At 60.5% G+C, this 18,409-nt stretch carries 19 protein-coding genes and 2 pseudogenes; 13 read left to right on the top strand and 8 right to left on the bottom strand.

Going from position 1 to position 18,409, the window contains the following annotated elements; all coding sequences use genetic code 11:
* Positions 1-358: magnesium chelatase domain-containing protein (locus R3F00_RS08545; protein WP_371281350.1), on the top strand; the 358-nt coding region annotated here is incomplete at its 5' end.
* Positions 359-522: 164 nt separating this feature from the next.
* Here the strand turns inward: R3F00_RS08545 and R3F00_RS08540 are convergent.
* Complete coding sequence (locus R3F00_RS08540) at positions 523-1,323, bottom strand: inner membrane protein YpjD (protein WP_371281349.1); 801 nt, start codon at positions 1,321-1,323, stop codon at positions 523-525.
* A gap of 146 nt (positions 1,324-1,469) precedes the next feature.
* On the opposite strand from R3F00_RS08540, the gene ffh reads away from it, so the two are divergent.
* The 4 genes from ffh to R3F00_RS08520 all read left to right on the top strand — a co-directional run bounded on the left by ffh (position 1,470) and on the right by R3F00_RS08520 (position 5,440).
* Complete coding sequence (gene ffh, locus R3F00_RS08535) at positions 1,470-2,852, top strand: signal recognition particle protein (protein ID WP_371281348.1); 1,383 nt, start codon at positions 1,470-1,472, stop codon at positions 2,850-2,852.
* 224 nt (positions 2,853-3,076) lie between these two features.
* On the top strand, positions 3,077-3,472 hold the full coding sequence (locus R3F00_RS08530) for a hypothetical protein (protein WP_371281347.1): 396 nt from the start codon (positions 3,077-3,079) through the stop codon (positions 3,470-3,472).
* 556 nt (positions 3,473-4,028) lie between these two features.
* The gene (locus R3F00_RS08525; protein ID WP_371281346.1) at positions 4,029-4,880 is read left to right on the top strand and encodes a hypothetical protein; all 852 of its coding nucleotides are present in this window, start codon (positions 4,029-4,031) and stop codon (positions 4,878-4,880) included.
* 293 nt (positions 4,881-5,173) lie between these two features.
* Entirely contained in the window at positions 5,174-5,440 is a 267-nt protein-coding gene (locus tag R3F00_RS08520) for a hypothetical protein (protein WP_371281345.1), read from the top strand.
* A 94-nt stretch (positions 5,441-5,534) separates the two neighbouring features.
* Here the strand turns inward: R3F00_RS08520 and R3F00_RS08515 are convergent, their stop codons facing one another.
* Positions 5,535-7,589: a sulfatase-like hydrolase/transferase gene (locus tag R3F00_RS08515; RefSeq protein ID WP_371281344.1), complete on the bottom strand. Its 2,055-nt coding sequence runs from the start codon at positions 7,587-7,589 to the stop codon at positions 5,535-5,537.
* A 435-nt stretch (positions 7,590-8,024) separates the two neighbouring features.
* On the opposite strand from R3F00_RS08515, the gene rpsP reads away from it, so the two are divergent.
* From rpsP to R3F00_RS08480, 7 genes are all read left to right on the top strand, one after another.
* Positions 8,025-8,285: a 30S ribosomal protein S16 gene (rpsP, locus tag R3F00_RS08510; RefSeq protein ID WP_371281343.1), complete on the top strand. Its 261-nt coding sequence runs from the start codon at positions 8,025-8,027 to the stop codon at positions 8,283-8,285.
* Positions 8,285-8,797 carry a ribosome maturation factor RimM gene (gene rimM / locus R3F00_RS08505; protein ID WP_371281360.1) on the top strand — a complete coding sequence of 171 codons (513 nt, stop codon included), beginning with the start codon at positions 8,285-8,287 and terminating at the stop codon, positions 8,795-8,797. The genes rpsP and rimM overlap by 1 nt, the downstream gene beginning before the upstream one ends.
* Positions 8,798-8,823: 26 nt before the next feature.
* Complete coding sequence (trmD, locus tag R3F00_RS08500; protein WP_371281342.1) at positions 8,824-9,570, top strand: tRNA (guanosine(37)-N1)-methyltransferase TrmD; 747 nt, start codon at positions 8,824-8,826, stop codon at positions 9,568-9,570.
* A gap of 57 nt (positions 9,571-9,627) precedes the next feature.
* Entirely contained in the window at positions 9,628-9,993 is a 366-nt protein-coding gene (rplS, locus tag R3F00_RS08495; protein ID WP_371281341.1) for a 50S ribosomal protein L19, read from the top strand.
* 167 nt (positions 9,994-10,160) lie between these two features.
* On the top strand, positions 10,161-12,068 hold the full coding sequence (gene htpG, locus R3F00_RS08490) for a molecular chaperone HtpG (protein WP_371281340.1): 1,908 nt from the start codon (positions 10,161-10,163) through the stop codon (positions 12,066-12,068).
* Between the two features lie 104 nt (positions 12,069-12,172).
* Complete coding sequence (locus tag R3F00_RS08485) at positions 12,173-13,321, top strand: methionine aminotransferase (RefSeq protein WP_371281339.1); 1,149 nt, start codon at positions 12,173-12,175, stop codon at positions 13,319-13,321.
* Between the two features lie 10 nt (positions 13,322-13,331).
* Positions 13,332-14,135 (top strand): amidohydrolase, encoded by an 804-nt coding sequence (locus R3F00_RS08480; RefSeq protein ID WP_371281338.1) that lies wholly within the window; start codon positions 13,332-13,334, stop codon positions 14,133-14,135.
* On the opposite strand, the gene R3F00_RS08475 is transcribed toward R3F00_RS08480, so the two are convergent.
* The 4 genes and pseudogenes from R3F00_RS08475 to R3F00_RS08460 all read right to left on the bottom strand — a co-directional run bounded on the left by R3F00_RS08475 (position 14,119) and on the right by R3F00_RS08460 (position 15,817).
* Positions 14,119-14,469, bottom strand: a complete 351-nt coding sequence (locus R3F00_RS08475) for a LysR substrate-binding domain-containing protein (RefSeq protein WP_371281337.1) — start codon at positions 14,467-14,469, stop codon at positions 14,119-14,121. The genes R3F00_RS08480 and R3F00_RS08475 overlap by 17 nt on opposite strands.
* 13 nt (positions 14,470-14,482) lie before the next feature.
* Positions 14,483-14,812 (bottom strand): annotated as a pseudogene (locus R3F00_RS08470) (LysR substrate-binding domain-containing protein); the annotation flags it as partial.
* 263 nt (positions 14,813-15,075) lie between these two features.
* Complete coding sequence (locus R3F00_RS08465) at positions 15,076-15,342, bottom strand: ArsC/Spx/MgsR family protein (RefSeq protein ID WP_371281336.1); 267 nt, start codon at positions 15,340-15,342, stop codon at positions 15,076-15,078.
* Between the two features lie 244 nt (positions 15,343-15,586).
* Complete coding sequence (locus R3F00_RS08460; protein ID WP_371281335.1) at positions 15,587-15,817, bottom strand: hypothetical protein; 231 nt, start codon at positions 15,815-15,817, stop codon at positions 15,587-15,589.
* A 422-nt stretch (positions 15,818-16,239) separates the two neighbouring features.
* Between R3F00_RS08460 and R3F00_RS08455 the strand changes: the two are divergent.
* Positions 16,240-16,756, top strand: a pseudogene (locus tag R3F00_RS08455) (CsgG/HfaB family protein).
* Positions 16,757-17,539: 783 nt separating this feature from the next.
* Here R3F00_RS08455 and R3F00_RS08450 read toward each other — a convergent pair.
* Both R3F00_RS08450 and R3F00_RS08445 read right to left on the bottom strand, forming a co-directional pair.
* Complete coding sequence (locus tag R3F00_RS08450) at positions 17,540-17,989, bottom strand: hypothetical protein (RefSeq protein ID WP_371281334.1); 450 nt, start codon at positions 17,987-17,989, stop codon at positions 17,540-17,542.
* Between the two features lie 57 nt (positions 17,990-18,046).
* Positions 18,047-18,370, bottom strand: coding sequence for a hypothetical protein (locus R3F00_RS08445; protein ID WP_371281333.1), 324 nt, complete (start codon positions 18,368-18,370; stop codon positions 18,047-18,049).
* Positions 18,371-18,409: the final 39 nt, after the last annotated feature.

Below are 18,409 nucleotides of genomic sequence, written 5' to 3'. Positions count from 1 at the left end.
GGTGCTGCATCGGCATGGCGGTGCAGCCGTGTTCGATCAGGATGTCTTCGTCAACGTTGTCGGTGGCATCCGCGTGCAGGAAACCGCTGCGGATTTACCCGTACTGCTGGCCGTGCTGTCGAGCTTTCGTGACCGCGCCTTGCCCGAGAAACTCGTTGCCTTCGGCGAAGTGGGGCTGTCGGGCGAGATACGCCCGGTACCGAATGGCGAAGAGCGCTTGCGCGAGGCCGCGACGCACGGCTTCCGCCATGCCATCGTGCCCAAGGCGAACGCGCCGAAGAGTCTGCGTATCGGAGATCTTCGGATCATTGCCGCTGATCGGCTCGGCGATGCGCTATCGGCTACTTCGGAAATCTAGACGCCGTTTTCGACTTCCCGCTCCGCTACACCCAGCGACTCCGATTCGGATGATTTCAGGGAAGGAGCGACTTTCCGAATGGTCGGGTCCGGTACGCTCACCACCCACCGGTGGCAGTCCATTTGCCGCTGCGGCGTCATGCTTTTCCCGAATCCCGAATCCCGCTACGCCGAACGACCCAGCACGATCTCGAGCACGTACTTGCTGCCGAAAAAAGCGAGCAGCAAGACGATCATGCCTGCAAGGGTCAGCCGTACGGCGCGACTGCCACGCCAGCCCCAGCGCCAGCGTCCGAACAACAGCACGCCGAATACGATCCAGGATGCAATCGAGAGAATCGTCTTGTGAGCCAGATGCTGGGCAAACAGGTTGTCGACGAACAGCGCTCCGCTGAGCAGGGTCAGGGTCAGGAACACGAAACCCGCGCCGATCAGGCGGAACAGCAGGGCTTCGGTCAAGGTCAGCGGGGGCAGGGCACGGAACAGTCCGGAATCGAGTTTGCGTTTGCGCAGTGCTCGCTCCTGCAGGGCCAGCAGGATGGCCAGCAAGGCGGCGATACTGAGCAGGCTGTAGGCGAGCAGGGCAAACGTGGCATGCAGCTTGATCTGCCATTCCATCGGCTGTGCCGTCGTGGGGCCGGCGACGAAGGCATCCAGACCAAGGAACAGCGCGGCCAGAGGAAAGACCAGCACGCCAAGGGCCGCAATCGGGCGAAACAGGCTGACCAGCAGGGTCAGCGCGGCGATACCGAGCCCGGAGACCGACAGCGAGGCAAAGAAATGCAGATCGAGCCCGCCGTGATGCAGGCCGAAGATGATCGTTGCATGGACTACAACAGCCAGGGCTGCCAGTGCCATGCCAATGCCGCGTGCGGTTGCCGGCAGGCGGGCCATCGGCATGGCCAGCAGGATGGCGGCGATCAGATAGTCGGCGATCGCGAATGCGCTGAGCAATTGGGTCGGCATGGGGCGAGTTTGGCACAGGCCGGTTTGTGCGGGAACGTGCCAGTTCCGACGGTCCGGCTGGCCGGATTGCGGTCTCGATGTCTTTTCGATGCGTGCTCCACGCGCTGATATACTTGCGGGCTGATTTCACCTCGAAAACTCCGCCCATGTTTGAATCCCTGAGCCAGCGCCTTTCTTCAACTGTCGAACGCCTGCGCGGTCGTGGTCGTCTGACCGAAGCCAATATCCGCGAGTCGATGCGGGAAGTGCGCATTGCGCTGCTGGAGGCCGACGTGGCCTTGCCTGTCGTGCAGGCGTTGATCCAGCGAGTGCAGGTGCGCGCGATCGGTCAGGAGGTCATGAAGAGCCTGACCCCGGGCCAGGCCCTGATCAAGGTGGTGCGTGACGAGCTGACCGTCGTCATGGGGTCGGCCAATACCGATCTGAACCTCGCTGCAGCGCCTCCGGCGATTGTCCTTGTGGCTGGCCTGCAGGGTGCCGGCAAGACCACGACCGTGGCCAAGCTGGCGCGTTTCCTGCGCGAGCGGCGCAAGAAGAAGGTGATGGTCGTCAGTTGTGACGTGTACCGTCCGGCCGCCATCGAGCAGTTGCGCACCCTGGCCGGCCAGTGCGAGGTCCTGTTCCACCCATCGGCACCGGACCAGAGCCCGGTCGAAATCGCTGCTTCCGCGCTGGATGCGGCAAAGAAGAATTTCGCCGACGTGCTGATTGTCGATACCGCCGGCCGCCTGCATGTCGACGCCGAGATGATGGAGGAAATCAAGCAGTTGCATGCGTCGCTGGATCCGGTCGAGACGCTCTTCGTGGTCGATGCCATGACCGGACAGGATGCGGCGAATACCGCCAAGGCCTTTTCCGATGCGCTGCCGCTGACCGGGGTCATCCTGACCAAGACCGATGGCGATGCACGTGGCGGCGCGGCCCTGTCGGTGCGCTATATCACCGGCCGTCCGATCAAGTTTGTCGGAGCCGGCGAAAAGACCGACGCACTGGAACCGTTCCATCCGGACCGTCTGGCCCAGCGCATCCTCGGCATGGGCGACGTGCTGTCCCTGGTCGAGGAAGTCGAGCGCAAGGTCGACCAGGAGCAGGCGCAGAAACTGGCCGATAAGGTCATGAAGGGCAAGCGCTTCGACCTCAACGACATGAAGAGCCAGCTTGAGCAGATGGTCAACATGGGCGGGATGGCCTCGCTGATCGACAAGCTTCCCGGCATGGGCGCAATGTCCGAGCAGGTCAAGGCCAAGGTCAACGACAAGCAGGTCATCCACATGATCGCCATCATCAATTCGATGACAAAGAAGGAGCGCCGCCATCCGGATTTGCTCAAGGGCTCCCGCCGAGCCCGCGTGGCCCGCGGTTCAGGTCAGCAACCGGCGGACGTGAACCGCCTCCTGAAGCAGTACCAGCAGATGGAGAAGATGATGTCCAAGCTGGGCAGCGGCGGCATGAAGGGCATGATGCGGCAAATGAAGGGTGCGATGAAGGGGATGGGCGGCATGGGCGGCCCCGGGGGTTTGCCGCGCTGATGCCTGCTGGACTGCCCGGAAACGCGCGGTCAGGACCAGGCCGGCGTCAACCTGAACAGGCCGGTTAACCTGCAAATGCGTTGTTCTTCGACGCCTCATGGTTTAGGCTTGGGGTACGTACAGCAGGGATGGGCTTGACTTGCGCGCAGGTACCACGTTGTGCCGGCGGGTTTACTTGGTGTTTTTCACGTGACGATTACAACCTTTGGGGTAGGACAACAATGATGAAAACCAAAATTCTGGTGGCAGTTCTCGCAAATTTCCTGGTCGTCGGCGCCGCGTCGGCCGATCAGTTCCTGACCAAGGCTGACGAGCGCAACAACATCGTCTCGCCGGGTGGCGCGGAAGTCTTCGCCGGCGGCGATACCTGCGGCACGGCCTCGAACATTGCAGCGCTTCCGTTCAGTGATTCCGGTGACACAACGGGCGCAACGAATACTGTCAACGACATCCCGATTGCCTGCAATGGAAACTACACTCAGGTGCAGGGCCCGGATCAGATCTATACGTTCACGACAACGGCTGGTGCGAGCGTGACCATTTCGCAGTCGACGACGAGCTCAACCTATGACGGATCCATCTACGTTTTGGGCACATGCAATGTCAACACCTCTGCGTGACCGGCGCAGACAATGTAATCGGACCTGCACGGAAACCATCAGCGTTCACCCGCGCCGGGAACCCATGCGCTGCATACGCCGGACCTGTTCTTCACTGGAATGGTCAGGAATCAGGCCCTACATCAAGCCAGACGTGACCGGCACGCTTCCGGTTGAAGTCACCAATCGTCGACTGATTCGGATTCAAGGGTATCGGACGAGGAGTCGCATTCAGGTGCGGCTCTTCTTTTCGTGGCTTTCCCAGATAAGGACGCAAGAGGCTTTTCCTTTGCTGGCCACGGTATATCGTCAAGTGGCGAGCGCGTCTGTTGTGGGTCTATTCCCCTCTGCCTGCGTGTTGGTCAGGAGGGTGAACGAAGGCACGGTTGAGTTGTCCCAAACCTTGGTCCGGGTTCAATTCAACACCGCCAGGATGCGTGTTTCCCAACCTCCACTTCTGTTTCCGAGATCAAGACAAGAATGACACATGCAAAACTCCACGGACAACCAGGACGACTGAGTTGGCCGAAATCTGCTTGTATGCGCCGCCGTCGGTTCCGTCCCTGCGCTTTCCCCCGTGTCGTCCGCCGAATGGGACGCCAAGAACCCCCAGGTTCTGCAGATCGCGCCACTACAACCGATGCCCGTCGAGGTCTTCGTTGGTGACAAACGGCAGCTGAAATTCTCGGTCGTAAACGCCAATGACCGCTCGATCACGATCAGTTCGATATTTCCGCGCAAGGGTTCCGGCTCAGGTGTAGCCAATCCCTCGACTCTGGCTCCGGGAGCCAGGGGTGTGATTACCCTGGACTACGTGTTTCCCGAAGGCATTGGACGAAGTCAGGTCAACTTTCTGATCAAGTACGATGACTCATCACTGCCGACGCAATTGCTTGAAGTGCCATACTTCGTGCAGACCGCTTATGAGCCGGAGTTGATTGTGATGGATTTCGGCGATATTTATCCCGGACAATCCTTGCAGTCCACGATTGAAGTGACATCCCACCACGTACCTGATCTGAAGTTCACAAGGGTGTTGTCCAAGCCGGATTGGCTGGACGTATCGTTCTCCAGTGTGCCAAACGGCTCTGCACAATCGCGGCAAGTGGTTGGCACGATATCCTCGATGCCACCCTTTGGCCTGAATGTCGGGAGAATCCTGATTGAGTCCAATGTAACTGAAGACAGCGATTCGGAGATTCCTCCTGTAGTCGTGCGGGCTTTCAGCAAGTACGGCATCTCGCCTTTCCCTGTGACAATGGGCGCGGTTCCAGAAGGGCAGGACCGAAAGACGACCTTGAGAATCAATCGCCGAGGTGGTGGTGAAGTCCAGATCCAAAGGGTCGAGACGGGGAAGCCCGCCCCGGGGGCGAAGATCGAGCCCTGTATGCGGCTGCGCCGACCTGGTTGTTTCTTTCTGACTCGATGAAGGCCAGAGGGGGTTGCGGACTTTCATTACCGTAAAATTTGTCGACGACGAGATTGATCTCAAGGTTCCGATTGACGGAATTGTTGTCCCCATTGGCGTAAAGACAAACGACCTCGGAGACCCCGACGACATCACCGTCAAGAGCACGACCATCGAGTTGGAGAAGAAGCAATGAGGGCCTTGCTGATTACTCTGGCCGCCACTCTGCCTGTCTCGGTTCGGTTGCGTCGGCTGGACCGAATCCGGGCCAGGATGCACCAGTCCCGCAATGGTCCAGTTCGCAGGAAGAGGGAGTGTACGGCTACATCATTTACAGGGCGGTCGATCCCAAGGGTCCCTTCCTGCGGATCAATTCAAGAATCATTCCGCGAGACAAGGAACCGGATGTGAAAGGTGTCGGCCTCGACAAGAAGAAATCGAATTATCGGTACGTCGATGAAAGTGCTGATTCAACCGTAACAAACTACTACTACATCGACGCCATCGGAGAAAGCGGTCGCAAGAAGCGATTGACAGGCGTGGTCAGCAAGTTACCGAAGAATTTCGGTCAGCAAGATTGAAGACAACCTGCACATCCTTTCAAGTTTTTCCATTGCGCCACTCTCGATCAGCATAAGCCTGAAACGAGATCCCGGCCTCCGCTGGGATGACTGACTATTGGCCCTTGTGAGTATTTCGCCCATCTCGGTGCGCCTCAGTGCTTTCCGTCAACAGGCCTGAAAGCTGCTTGTCTGACTTTGCGACCGGGAGCAGTGCTGGATTGGATTGAATCGCCTGATCCAGAAGTAGCGCGGCTTTTTCCTTATGGCCGTTGCGCAAGCTGATCTGGGCCAGTCTGAATCGCGATTCCGCATAATTCGCTTCGTTTGACTCAACCTTGCGCAGCCATGGCTCGGCATCTTCGATTCGGCCCAGGTCGTACAGTTCCAGGCCATACAGCGCCTTGAGGGTAAATTCATCGCCACCCACGCTCGCGGCTCGTTCCAGCGTCTTGATCATTTCAGCCGTCAGTCCTTCCTTGCGCTGCTGAATGGCGAGATTCTGCAAAAGGCGCACATCGTCAGGTTCGATCTCCAGTGCCGTATGGATAGCGCGCCGGGCTTCCTCGTCCCTGTTCATCGTGCTCAGCACAAGAGCGAGGTTTCCCCAGGCGGCTGCCCTGCGCGGCTGCAGTTTGACGGTTTCCATCCATTGCTCGGCCGCCTCCTCGAACTGCTGGCTGCGCGTCAGTGCATCTGCCAATGCATAGTGGGTTTCCGCCTGGCTTGGGTCGAGCGCAAGGCTTGCTTTCAGGCGCATCACGGCCTCCGGCAATCGATTCAGTTTGAGCAAGCTGATTCCAGAGCGTAGCGTCGCGAAACGGTTTCTGGGGTCCGTCTGGAGGACTTCGTCAAAGGCCGCCAAGGCCTGCTCCAACCTGTTGCTACGCAACAAACTTTCCGCTCGCAGAAGAATTGCGCGCTCTTTCAGCATGTTGGCCGGATTGGGCAAGCCTGAAGTGGGCACGCTGGCGGTTGAGGCACTCCCAAGATAGCCAAGGCTGGCCAGCTTCTGCATCGTGGCGTTGTCTTCGATTCGGGTTGAATCGATAAGGTCCCCGGGTGAGCGTGATGGATCGAGCTCCAGGATCATCCGGTCGGTTCGGGCCGGCTGATCTGCAGCGAGGTCGTTCTGTTCACCGGGATCGATGGCGAGGTTGTAGAGCTCGGGTACGGGACCATCGATTACCTTCCAGCCGCCATCGTGCAACGCTGCCAACGGCGACCAGCCGTAGGTGGTCCAGGGATGAAAGGTTTCCGAATAGGCCGGAGGCGTTTCCCGAGTCTTGCCGAAGAGCAGGGGAACAAGACTGATTCCGTCGCTTCCGGCCAGGCCTGGTTTGCCCAGCAAGTCCAGAATGGTCGGCGCGATATCAATCAGCCGTGGCTGGTAGCCCGGCTGTGCAGCCGCTATCGCAGGGTGGTTGAATATCAGAGGGACCAGCGTTGTAGTGTCGTAGATGAACAGGCCGTGTTCGAATTCACCGTGCTCGCCAAAGGCCTCCGCATGGTCCGCTGTCAGCACAATCAGTGGCTTCGGGTCGAGACCCTCAACCGCTTCCAGCAATCGCCCGAGTTCCTGATCAACATATCGGACTTCACCCTGATAGTTGGAAAACGCGTCGGTTCCCTCGAACCCGGCAGGGGGTGCGTAGGGCGTATGCGGATCGTAGAGATGGATCCATGCAAACCAGGGCTTGCCGCGCTGCGCGCGTATCCACGGCAGCACCCTGTCGATCGTCTGTCCTGCCGGCCGATCGAGCCAGCCCTCAGCGCCAGAGGTCAGCTCGTCGTCGTAGTGGTCGAAACCCCGATCCAGTCCGAACATGGCGCGCAGCACGTAGGCACTGACGAATGCCCCCGTTGAATACCCGGCCTCGTTCAGCCGGGTGGCAAGCACGTCTACCGAAGCAGGCAGGATCTGCCCGTTGTCCCGGATACCATGCCGAGCCGGATTGCGGCCACTCATCATGCTCGAATGCGATGGCAGGGTGAGCGGCGTCTGAGATACCGCGTCAGCGAAGGCCGCACCTCCTCTTGCCAGCGCATCAATATGTGGTGTTGCATTGTCGCCCGATACCCAACCCAGAGTGTCCGGGCGCAGGGTATCCACGGTGATGAGGAGTACCGGGGTCGAATCCGGCAACTGATATCTGCTGTGCTGTTGCATCAGCCATGCAATGCCAGCGACCAGCAGAAGCAGACCGCTCAGCGCAGCAAGAAGAAGCGGAGATTTTCGGATTTGCAAACCGGATTGCCTCAATGGTTGTTGGGCGGAAAACCAGATAATCTGGCGCGCGATGCTACCGGGTATCCCGATACGACGGGATGCATTGCCCCGCAAGGGGTTGGGCCGGGCGGAGCGAGAAGACTACCCTGCCGGATCGATTTTCGCTGGACTGGGGCAGGGGAATCTCGCTTCGGCGAATTTTGGGGGCGAATATTTGCCTTTCGCCTTGAACGCTGAGAATCCTCGGAAACGCACGCAAATGCTTGCAGGGCTTTCATTTTCCTGCAAATCCGCTAAAATGCCCGGCTCCCTTGGCCCGACCCGGTTGTTTCCCGGCGTGCGCGCCGGAAACTTCAGCAATATCAGAGAGATACCATGGTCAAGATTCGCCTTTCACGTGGCGGCGCCAAGAAGCGCCCGTTCTATCACATCGTTGTTGCCGATCAGCGCGATGCGCGAGACGGTCGCAATATCGAGCGCGTCGGCTACTACAACCCGATCGCTGCCGGTCAGGATGTCAAGCTCCAGCTCGACACCGAGCGCGTCAAGCACTGGGTTGAGCAGGGTGCGCAGCTGACCGAAAAGGTTCGGGCGCTGTACAAGGCAGCAAGCAAGCAGGCTGCGCAAGCGGCGTGATTGCAGCGGGTGACCGGTTGATCCTGGTTGGCAGGATCGTCGGGCTCCACGGTGTGGCGGGCGAGGTCAAACTCGAGTCCTACACCGAACCAAGAACCCGGATTTTCAGCTACCAGCCGTGGATGCTGAGTTCCCCGTCCGGAGAGCGAGAAATCGAAGGTTGCCGCGGCAGGGAGCAAGGCAAGGGCATCGTTGCGAGCTTGCCGGATGTTTTCGACAGGGACCGCGCTGCGGAACTGGTCGGATGCGAGATCAAGGTCAGGCGCTCGGCGTTGCCGGTGCCGAAGCCTGGCGAGTACTACTGGACCGACCTCGAAGGACTCGAAGTCGTCACTGTCGAGGGCGTCGCGCTGGGGCGGATATCGCATCTGCTTGCGACCGGAGCCAACGATGTCATGGTAGTGCGGGATGGTGAGCGCGAGCGGTTGTTGCCCTTCGTGCTTGATGAATACGTGAAGACTGTGGATTTCGATGCCGGCCGGGTAACGGTCGATTGGGATCCGGAGTTCTAGGAATCGGACTGACCGGAAACCGCTCGATGCGCATCGACGTCATCACGCTGTTTCCCGAATTCATCGATTCCTGTGCCGGAATAGGCGTAGTGGGAAGGGCGCAGGAGCGCGGATTGCTGCAGGTGAGTACCTGCAACCCGCGTGACTTTGCGACCGACAACCATCGCACGGTCGACGGACGGCCTTTCGGGGGTGGCCCCGGCATGCTGATGACCATCGACCCCTTGCGCGACGCGTTGGCCAGTACTCAGGCCCAGGCGGCGCAGCCGGGCAGGGTGGTTTACATGAGTCCGCAGGGAGCGCGGCTCTCGCAGGAAAAGGTTGAAGAATTCGCGCGGCTGGATCGACTGATCCTGCTGTGCGGACGCTACGAAGGTGTTGACGAGCGCGTGCTGGAAAATCTGGTCGATGAGGAAATATCCATCGGCGACTACGTCCTTTCCGGCGGAGAGCTTGCGGCAGCGGTCGTGATTGATGCGGTGGGGCGGTTGCAGGAGGGTGCGTTGAACGACGCGCAGTCCGCCGAGCAGGATTCCTTCACCGGAGGCTTGCTGGATTGCCCGCACTACACGCGGCCGGTTGAAGATGAATTCGGCAAGGTGCCGGAAGTGCTCATGTCGGGTGATCACGCGATGATCCGGCGCTGGCGACGCAAGCAGGCTCTTGGAAGAACCTGGCTGCGGCGCCCCGATTTGCTGGCGCGTGTGGAACTCGATGATGAGGCCCGCACGCTGCTTGAAGAATTCCGTCGCGAATACCGGGCGGTCAAGTAATCGCAGGGCGACTGGAGTCGAACCTGCACATTGAATCCAACGATACTGGTGAATGCCATGAACCTCCTCCAACAGTTTGAAGCAGAACAGATCAGCCGCACCCTGCCGAAATTCGGCCCTGGCGACACGATTGTCGTCAACGTAAAGGTCAAGGAAGGCAACCGCGAGCGCGTGCAGGCCTATGAGGGCGTGGTCATTGCCAAGAAGAATGCGGGCCTCAGCTCCGCGTTCACGGTACGCAAGATTTCGCATGGTACCGGTGTCGAGCGCGTGTTCCAGGCGCACAGCCCGATCATCGAGTCGGTCGTGGTCAAGCGCCGCGGCTCGGTCCGTGGTGCGAAGCTGTATTACCTGCGCGGGCTGCAGGGCAAGAAGGCGCGCATCAAGGAAGATCTGAACACGCCGATCACCGAAAAGGAATAAGCCAAAGCCATTCCTCTTGGAGCATTGAGTCGCGTCTATGCTCCTCGTCACAATACGGCCGCCGCCTGGCGGCCGTATTGTTTTGCGGATCGGGCCCGGGAGCTTGAAAAGCACCCCGACAGCCCCCAACAGCAAGGCAGCTCAGACACTTCTGAAGGCCTTTGCCCATGACCACTGCGACTGAAACCCGCAAATTCGAAGCGGAGGTGGCCCAGGTCCTGCACCTGGTCACGCATTCCCTGTACTCGCACAAGGAAATCTTCCTTCGCGAACTGATTTCCAATGCCTCCGACGCCTGTGACAAGCTGCGATTCGAATCGATCGCTCATCCGGAGTGGATGGCCGAGGATTCCGAATTGCGCATCGACATATCCCTTGATGCCGAAGCGCGCACGCTGAGCGTGCACGACAATGGCATCGGCATGGATCGCGAGGAACTCGTGGCCAATCTGGGCACGATTGCCAGCTCCGGCACGCGCCGCTTTCTGGAATCCCTGGCTGCCGACAAGAAAGCCGACAGCCGCCTGATCGGACAGTTCGGCGTGGGTTTTTATTCAGCCTTCGTGGTCGCGGACCGGGTCAGCGTCAGCAGCCGCCGGGCCGGCGCTGCCGAAGGCGACGGCGTACGCTGGGAGAGCGACGGGCAAGGCGAGTACACGCTGGAGAGCGTGAGCCTGCCACATCGTGGTACCACGGTCACCCTGCATCTGAAGAAGGACGAGAGCGAGTTTCTTGAGGACTGGAAATTGCGCAGTCTCGTCTCGCAGTACTCTGACCACATCGGATTCCCGATCCGCATGCCCAGGAAGGTCGATGGCAAGCCGACCGACGAATGGGAGGTGGTGAATTCGGCGTCTGCTCTGTGGACGCGACCGAAGAGCGAGCTCAAGGACGAGGACTACCAGAACTTCTACAAGTCGCTGAGTCACGACTTCAGCAATCCGCTGGCCTGGACGCACAATCGCGTCGAAGGCAACCAGAACTTCACCTCCCTGCTGTACGTGCCGGCCAAGGCACCCTTCGATTTCATGAATGGTCGCGAGGAGCGCAAGGGTCTCAAGCTCTACATCCGCCGCGTCTTCATCATGGATGCCAGCGAGCAGCTGCTGCCGGCCTATCTTCGCTTCGCGCGTGGTGTTGTCGATTCCGACGACCTGCCACTCAATGTCAGCCGCGAGATTCTGCAGCAGAATCGCCAGGTGGATCGCATCAAGGGCGCCTGCACGAAGCGCGTTCTCGACCTGCTTGACAAGCTGGCCTCTGACGAGCCCGACAAATATGCAACCTTCTGGGAAGCTTTCGGCAGCGTCCTCAAGGAGGGCATCGCCGAGGATGCCGGAAACCGCGAACGGATCGCCAGGCTTCTGCGCTTTGCCTCGACCGCATCGGATGGCTCGGCGCCGACCGTGTCACTGGACGACTACATCGGTCGCATGAAGGCTGGCCAGGAAGTGATCTGGTACATCACGGCCGACTCCTACGCAGCGGCCAAGGGCAGCCCGCAACTCGAGGCACTGCGCGCACAGGGCGTCGAAGTGTTGCTGATGTCGGATCGTATCGATGAATGGATGGCCGGCTACCTGACCGAATACGCTGGAAAGAAGCTGCGCCACGTCGGCAAGGGCGAAATCGAACTCGATGCGGCTGCAACCGAGGCGCACAAGGCCAGCGAGGAGGCCGCTTCCGGAGTGGTCGCCAGGCTCAAGGAACTGCTCGGAGATCGGGTCAGCGACGTCAAGGTCAGCCGTCGCCTGACCGAATCCCCTTCGTGTCTGGTCCTCGACGAGTACGACATGGCCTTGCACCTGCGTCGTGTGCTCAAGCAGTCCGGGCATGAAATGCCGGACGCTGCGCCCGTACTCGAAATCAATCCCAACCATGCCCTGCTCAAGCGACTCGAGAGCGAGTCCGATGAGGCGCGCGCAAAGGACCTTGCCCTGCTGCTGCTTGAGCAGGCCCAGGTGTCCGAGGGAGCCCAGTTGGAGGATCCCGCTGCCTTTGTGCAGAGACTGAACCGAGTCATTCTGGGCGGCGAAGTCGAGGCAGGTGCCGCGACAGGTGAAAGCGGCGGCTGATTTCAGCATATAGACGGCCAACTCTTGGCTCAATCTGGGTTATCGTGTGCAACGGCGCGTGTTCAATCACGCGCCGTTTCTCTTTGTTGGGCAACGGGTTCGCGATGAAGATTGAAACCAAGCTGCCAAGAGTCGGCACCACGATATTCACCGTAATGAGCCAGTTGGCCGCCAGCCACAAGGCGGTCAATCTGGGCCAGGGCTTTCCGGATTTCGATGGTCCGCAGGCACTGCGCGATGCCTTGACCGAGGCCATGAACTCGGGAAAGAACCAGTACGCACCATCCACCGGATGGCCAGCCCTGTGCGAGCAGATCGCGCTCAAGTGCGAGATTCTCTACGGCTGTCACGTGAACGCCGGCGCCGAAGTCACGGTGACGTCTGGAGCTACCGAGGCCTTGTTTGCGGCCATTGCAGCCATTGTCCGCAGGGACGACGAGGTCATCGTCCTGGACCCCTGTTATGACTGCTATGAACCGGCGATCGACCTCAATGGCGGGCACACGATCCATGTCGGCCTGGATCCGACCGATTTCTCGGTCGACTGGAATCGTGTCAAGGACGCGATTACGGCGAGGACGCGCGCCATCATCGTGAATACGCCGCACAACCCTTCGGGGGCCGTATTTTCCGCGGCGGACCTCGACGCGCTTGCAGCGATCACGCGGGACACGAATATCCTGGTCATCTCCGACGAAGTCTACGAACACATCGTCTTTGACGGCGATGAACACCAGAGCGTCTTGCGCAATGCCGAGCTTGCTGCGCGCAGTTTCGTGATCAGCTCGTTCGGCAAGACCTACCATTGCACCGGGTGGAAGGTCGGCTACTGCGTGGCGCCTGCGGCGCTGAGTGTTGAATTCCGCAAGGTGCACCAGTACTTGACGTTCTGCACGTTCACTCCGGCCCAGGTGGCTTTGGCTGAAGTACTTGGGAAACAACCCGAGCACTATCTGCAGTTGCCAGCGTTCTACCAGGCGCGGCGCGAATTCTTCCGCGAATTGCTCGCGCCGACGCGATTCAGGCTGCTGCCTGTCGCTGGAGCGTATTTCCAGCTGGTCGACTACTCCGAAATCAGTGACAAGGACGATTTCAGCTTCTGCGAGTGGCTGGTCGCGCAGGCAGGTGTGGCGGCCATACCGATTTCCGCGTTCTACGAGTCGCCACCCGCGGACATGCGCCTGGTTCGCTTCTGCTTCGCAAAGTCCGATGAGGTTCTGCGTACGGCGGCGCAGCGATTGAGTTCACTCTGAGGTCAGGCCAATGACGCCATCCACTCTGCGGGTTTCACTGGTCCAGGGCGCAACGCGCTGGCATGACGCGGCGGCCAATCGCGACTACTACGGCGGGCTTGTGCGTTCGCTGCGCGGTCGATCCGATCTGGTCGTTTTGCCTGAGACCTTCCTCAGCGGGTTCACCAACGAAACCCTGGGGCAGGCTGAACCGATGGACGGCGAGGGCGTGCGCTGGTTGCGAGGCCTGGCCACCGAAGTGGATGCCGTTGTAACCGGCAGTCTGGTGATCCGGGAAGGGCAGACGTGCGTGAATCGACTGATCTGGGCGCGTCCGGACGGCAGTTGCGAGTACTACGACAAGCGCCACCTGTTTCGCATGGCGGGCGAACACGAACGCTATGCTGACGGAAAGAAACGCCTCATCGTCGAGCTGAACGGTTGGCGAATCTGTCCACAGGTCTGCTATGACCTGCGCTTTCCAGTCTGGCTGCGCAACCGGCACGATGCGGAAACCGGCCGCTTCGACTACGATCTGATCCTTTTCGTCGCCAACTGGCCGGCGCCGCGCCGGAATGCCTGGTCGACGCTGCTGCAGGCCAGGGCCATCGAGAATCTCAGCTATTGCATCGGCGTGAATCGAGTGGGCGAGGATGGCAACGGTATCGCCTATGCCGGTGACAGCGCGGTGATCGACTTTCTAGGCAAACCGCTCGTACTGCTGGGAGAGCAGGAGCAAATCGTGACTGCAAGCCTGGATGCTTCGGCGCTGTCTGCTTTCCGTCAGCGCTTTCCGGCGTGGATGGATGCTGACGATTTCAGCCTGGGTCGGTAGTCGTACTTGTCGGGAGTTTGCCCGGGCTCGCGCAGGATTCCTCCCAATAGGGCTCAGGTCCAAATCGCTCGACCAGAAAATCGATCAGCACGCGCGTCTTGGCAGGCAGGGACCGGGTCTGGGCGTACACGGCATGGATCGCGATCGGCGGCACCTTCCAGTCAGCCAGAACCGGAACCAGGTCGCCGCTCTTGATGCGATTGCCGATAATGAATGTGGGCAGCACGCTGATGCCATGGCCCTCGAGGGTGGCCGCCGCGATGTAGTCGCCATTGTTGACGAGCAGGTTGCCGTGAATTCTTGTCGCAACGGATTCTCCGTCGCGCTCTAGCACGAGCTCGTCGCGACGCGTCGATGGCGGTGATCAGCAGGTTGTGATGGGACAGTTCGGATGGGTGCCTGGGCGTGCCGGCCCGTTCCAGATAGGCGGGTGAGGCGGTCAAGACAAGGCAGGCTGGCGCAATCCTTCGTGCGACCAGGGATGAATCCGGCGGAGCTTGCCGATGCGTATCGCCATGTCGAATCCCCTCGTCGACAAGATCGACTGCACGATCATTCAGTTCGAGCTCCAGTTCGACCAGTGGAAAACGCCGCTGAAACTCGGAAAATGCCGGAGCCAGGTGGTGAACGGAGAACGAAATGGGTGCACTGACGCGCATGCGTCCACGCGGCTCCACCTGCAATTGCGCCGTTGCTTCGGCTCGGCTTCGGCCAGGCTGGCTGGCATCTCGCTGACGCGTTCGTATAGTTCTGCCCGGATCGGTCAGGCTGATCCTGCGCGTCGTGCGATTGAGAAGGCGCACGCCGGTTTTTCTTCGAGATTCTGAATCAACTTGCTCGCAAGTGCCCGTGATATGCCCATTTAGAAATGAGCTCCGGCAGCAAAACTGCCGGAGTCAACCACTCCGGGTGAACAACTGCATGCCCTGCAGCTTGTCCATCAGAGAACATCCAGTACCGACTCGGTGGTCTGCCGATGGCGGCCTTCCGTTGGCGACCAACGATGGGAAGGCCGATCAGGCGCGGGATGAGCACGCATGGCCCTGATTAGTTCGGCATGCCCAAGACGTTCGTCATCCAGACCGAGGGCGCGGTATTCGGCTTCATTGCGACGCATCAGTTCGCGGAAAAGCGGAGTCCCAGCATCTCGAGGATGCGTTCCAGTTCGACGGCGTCCGGCGGATCGGGCGTTCAGGTAGTCGACCACCGTGGGCCTGATGCCGGCGCTCGGTGAGCAACGCCAGAGTGTCGCGCGATTTCGAACAGCGCGGGTTGTGCAGGATTACGACGTCACCAAGGCCTGTTGCTCCGCAGGTACCGGCAGACTTCTTTACGCGATCACGGCCGAGTGGCAAGGAACTCGAATGCGGCCGCTTGGTCTTGTTCAGGCAAAACGACTTGCGCAGCATCTCCGCGGATTCGGGTGCGGACGAGTTACCCTCGCGCTTGCGTCACCCGATCAGAGTCTTCCTAGTAGGCCGGAGTACCGCTTCGGCGAGGAAGCTGGCCGAGTTCGCACATGACGATGAATTGCTCGGCTGAGCGGCGGCCTGATGAAGCTGGCGATCGCCGCGTCGTTTAGGGGCGCGCACCTCATAGTGCGGTGCAGCGTGGCCGAGTTCGAGATCCTTGTCGAGCTGGTAGCCGAGAATGTTGGCTTCGGTCTGGCGTTGTGAGGGCATGGCTGTCGGGCTCGATTTCGTGGTGCGCAAAGCATAAGGATTGCTTGTGTCGGCACGGTTAACCGTTGGTTTCGCGCAGGCTATGATCCGCGCGAGCGCACAAGGTTCCATCGACACGTGTGAGCAAGCGCACACCTGTACGTGAACGGATCGCCGGTGTCTATGGCGATCAAGCCTGCTTCCGGATGCCGGGCCCTGCTAGAATGCACCTGATCGTCGCATCTGGCTGAAAACAAGAGCCGCCGGCGTCGGGGCAGAGGTACCTGTAATTGCTCGGATTCGACTGGGTAACGAGAGCGTTGCAAGTCGAAATACATTGGGAGAGTTGAGATGAAGAAGGTATTTGTCGTCGCCGCACTGGCCCTGGCCGGGCTGGGGTTTGCGGGCATGGCCGCTGCGCAGGGTGGAAAACCTCTGTTGGCGTGGCTGAATTCAAGAACGAGTCTGGCGCCGGCTGGTGGCGCGGCGGGGTGGGCTGGGAGCTTTCCGGCATGCTGTCCAACGAGTTGTCGAGCACCGGCAGTTTTCGCGTGTGGAGCGCGCCAAACTGAAGGTGTTGAAGAACAGAATCTCGCTGCTTCGGGTCGCGTACGCTCGGAACCGGTGCGGATATCGGCAAGTTGACCGGTGCGGAATATCTGATCATGGGCACGGTATCGGCCTATGAGGAAAATACCGCGAGCACCGGCGGCGGAATCAGCTTCAAGGGTATATCCCTGCGGCAAGAAGAGCGAGGCCTACGTCGCGGTGGATATTCGTGTGGTCAACGCGACCACCGGCGAGATCGATTTTTCGCGCACGGTTGAAGGGCGCACGTCCGGCGGCGGTGTGAGCGCTGGCGTATCTGCGGCGGTTTTGGCGGTGCGCTGGCCAGTGAAAAGAACACGCCTGCAGGCAAGGCGATTCGCGCGGTTCTCGTCGAAGTCACCGACTACCTGAGCTGCGTCATGGTTGAGCGCAATGGCTGCGAAGCCGACTATGCCGCCAAGGAAGCCAAGCGCCGCAACAGCAACAAGAAGGGACTCAAGCTCGACTAACGGCGGATTTCCAGCGAAGTCCCGAGAAAACGGCGCGGCGCAAGCTGCGCCGTTTTTCCTGGTTCGAGCCAGCAACAGTCAACTCTTCGAGCCCGGCCCCCTTCGGTTGCCGCCACCCTGCTTGCGCGCGGACCCTGCGGTTTCCGCCTGGTCCGCCATTGCCCCACGTGGCGCCGAGTTCCCGCGCGGGCCATTTCACCACGGCGGGCATTGCCGCTGGTGTTGCCGCGATTGCCCCAGATCCCCTGTTCGCGATTGCCGTCGGCCTGCGCGCCCGATTGCTGCGTATCCTGGGTCATCCCGCGCGAGTTCGGTTGCCGGACGCATCCTGAGGATTGCGGCTGCGATTGCCCTGGGCCGGCCCACTGCGCTGCGGACGCCGCGGAACGGCCGGCTTCCATCATTCGCTTCGTGGCGCGGGTCGCGGCTATGCCACGGACCTGGTTGAGTTCGGATTGTTCTGGCCAGCCTGATTGCCCGAGCCGGGCCACGGCTGCCAGAACCCCGCTTCTGGTGCGCGCCTGGCTGCGGTGAATCAGAAACCAGGCGCAGTACGGCCGGATTCAAGCCTGATCGACATACTGGGAGCTCGTTCTTGCCGGGCTTGGCGCGCGGGCGGGAGGGGCGGGGGCCACCGCCTCGCGCGAGCGCTTGCCCTTGTTTGACGAGGGCGACTTCCAGGGGCTCATCGCGCATGCGGTCGAATCCGGCCGAATTCACGCGCTTCTTCCGTACGCGTGCCGGTCCAGGCCTGGGATTTCGGATCCGGACGAAACCCGTGATCGAGCTGCGGCGCTGGCCGATGACCGGGGCCAGCGTGAGCGTGGCTTCGCTCTGGCTGCCCCGCAAGCCTCTGCGCAAGGTCTTGATCTGATCGGGCCTGGACTGGCGCTCTTGCTCGCGCTTTCGAGCAGGCGAGCAACTCGACAGCGTAGCGAATGCGCTTTCTGAGTCGGCTGACCATGAGGCCGACCGTGGCTTCCCACATGCGGCGGACCTCCCGACTGCGCCCTTCGCGGATCACCACGCGGAACCACGAATGACCGCCACCACGACTGATCACGGCAATCTCGTCGAAATGGGCCGGGCCATCTTCGAGATCGACGGCCGTTGCGCAGGCGCTCGATGACTTCATCGGTACCTCGCCATGCACACGGCAGATGTATTCGCGCCTCGAGTTCGAGCTCGCGCATCAGGGCGTTGGCGAGACCCTGCCGGTGGTCAGCAGAAGCAGGCCGGTCGTGTTGATGTCGAGGCGACCACCGCGATCCAGCGTGCGCCCTTCAATCTTGGAAGATGCTCGAATACGGTCGGGCGTCCGGATCCTCGCGCAGTGCGTCGTCATCACGCCCTCGGGCTTGTTGTAGACGATGACCTGCGCGTGTTCGGTGTTGTCGCTGATGACGACGAACTTCTTGCCGTCGATTTCGACGCGATCTCTGCATGGACGCTCAGGCTCCAGCGGCAACTTCGCCGTTGGATCGACTTCGCCGGTTTCGATGCGCCCTTCCAGCATGCGGTAGGCGGGAACCGAGACCTGCCGTGGCCAGCACCT

This window comes from Dokdonella sp. (genome assembly GCF_041395345.1).
Classification (GTDB): domain Bacteria; phylum Pseudomonadota; class Gammaproteobacteria; order Xanthomonadales; family Rhodanobacteraceae; genus Dokdonella.
Note: the sequence above shows the minus strand (reverse complement) of the source record. Positions and strands in the feature narration are given on the sequence as shown.

Coding starts and splice junctions, on each gene's coding strand:
- R3F00_RS08540 (WP_371281349.1), bottom strand. CDS start 1,323: ATGCCGACCCAATTGCTCAGCGCATTCGCGATCGCCGACTATCTGATC.
- ffh (WP_371281348.1), top strand. CDS start 1,470: ATGTTTGAATCCCTGAGCCAGCGCCTTTCTTCAACTGTCGAACGCCTG.
- R3F00_RS08530 (WP_371281347.1), top strand. CDS start 3,077: ATGAAAACCAAAATTCTGGTGGCAGTTCTCGCAAATTTCCTGGTCGTC.
- R3F00_RS08515 (WP_371281344.1), bottom strand. CDS start 7,589: ATGCAACAGCACAGCAGATATCAGTTGCCGGATTCGACCCCGGTACTC.
- rpsP (WP_371281343.1), top strand. CDS start 8,025: ATGGTCAAGATTCGCCTTTCACGTGGCGGCGCCAAGAAGCGCCCGTTC.
- trmD (WP_371281342.1), top strand. CDS start 8,824: ATGCGCATCGACGTCATCACGCTGTTTCCCGAATTCATCGATTCCTGT.
- rplS (WP_371281341.1), top strand. CDS start 9,628: ATGAACCTCCTCCAACAGTTTGAAGCAGAACAGATCAGCCGCACCCTG.
- htpG (WP_371281340.1), top strand. CDS start 10,161: ATGACCACTGCGACTGAAACCCGCAAATTCGAAGCGGAGGTGGCCCAG.
- R3F00_RS08485 (WP_371281339.1), top strand. CDS start 12,173: ATGAAGATTGAAACCAAGCTGCCAAGAGTCGGCACCACGATATTCACC.
- R3F00_RS08480 (WP_371281338.1), top strand. CDS start 13,332: ATGACGCCATCCACTCTGCGGGTTTCACTGGTCCAGGGCGCAACGCGC.
- R3F00_RS08460 (WP_371281335.1), bottom strand. CDS start 15,817: ATGCCCTCACAACGCCAGACCGAAGCCAACATTCTCGGCTACCAGCTC.
- R3F00_RS08450 (WP_371281334.1), bottom strand. CDS start 17,989: ATGAAGTCATCGAGCGCCTGCGCAACGGCCGTCGATCTCGAAGATGGC.
- R3F00_RS08445 (WP_371281333.1), bottom strand. CDS start 18,370: ATGCTGGAAGGGCGCATCGAAACCGGCGAAGTCGATCCAACGGCGAAG.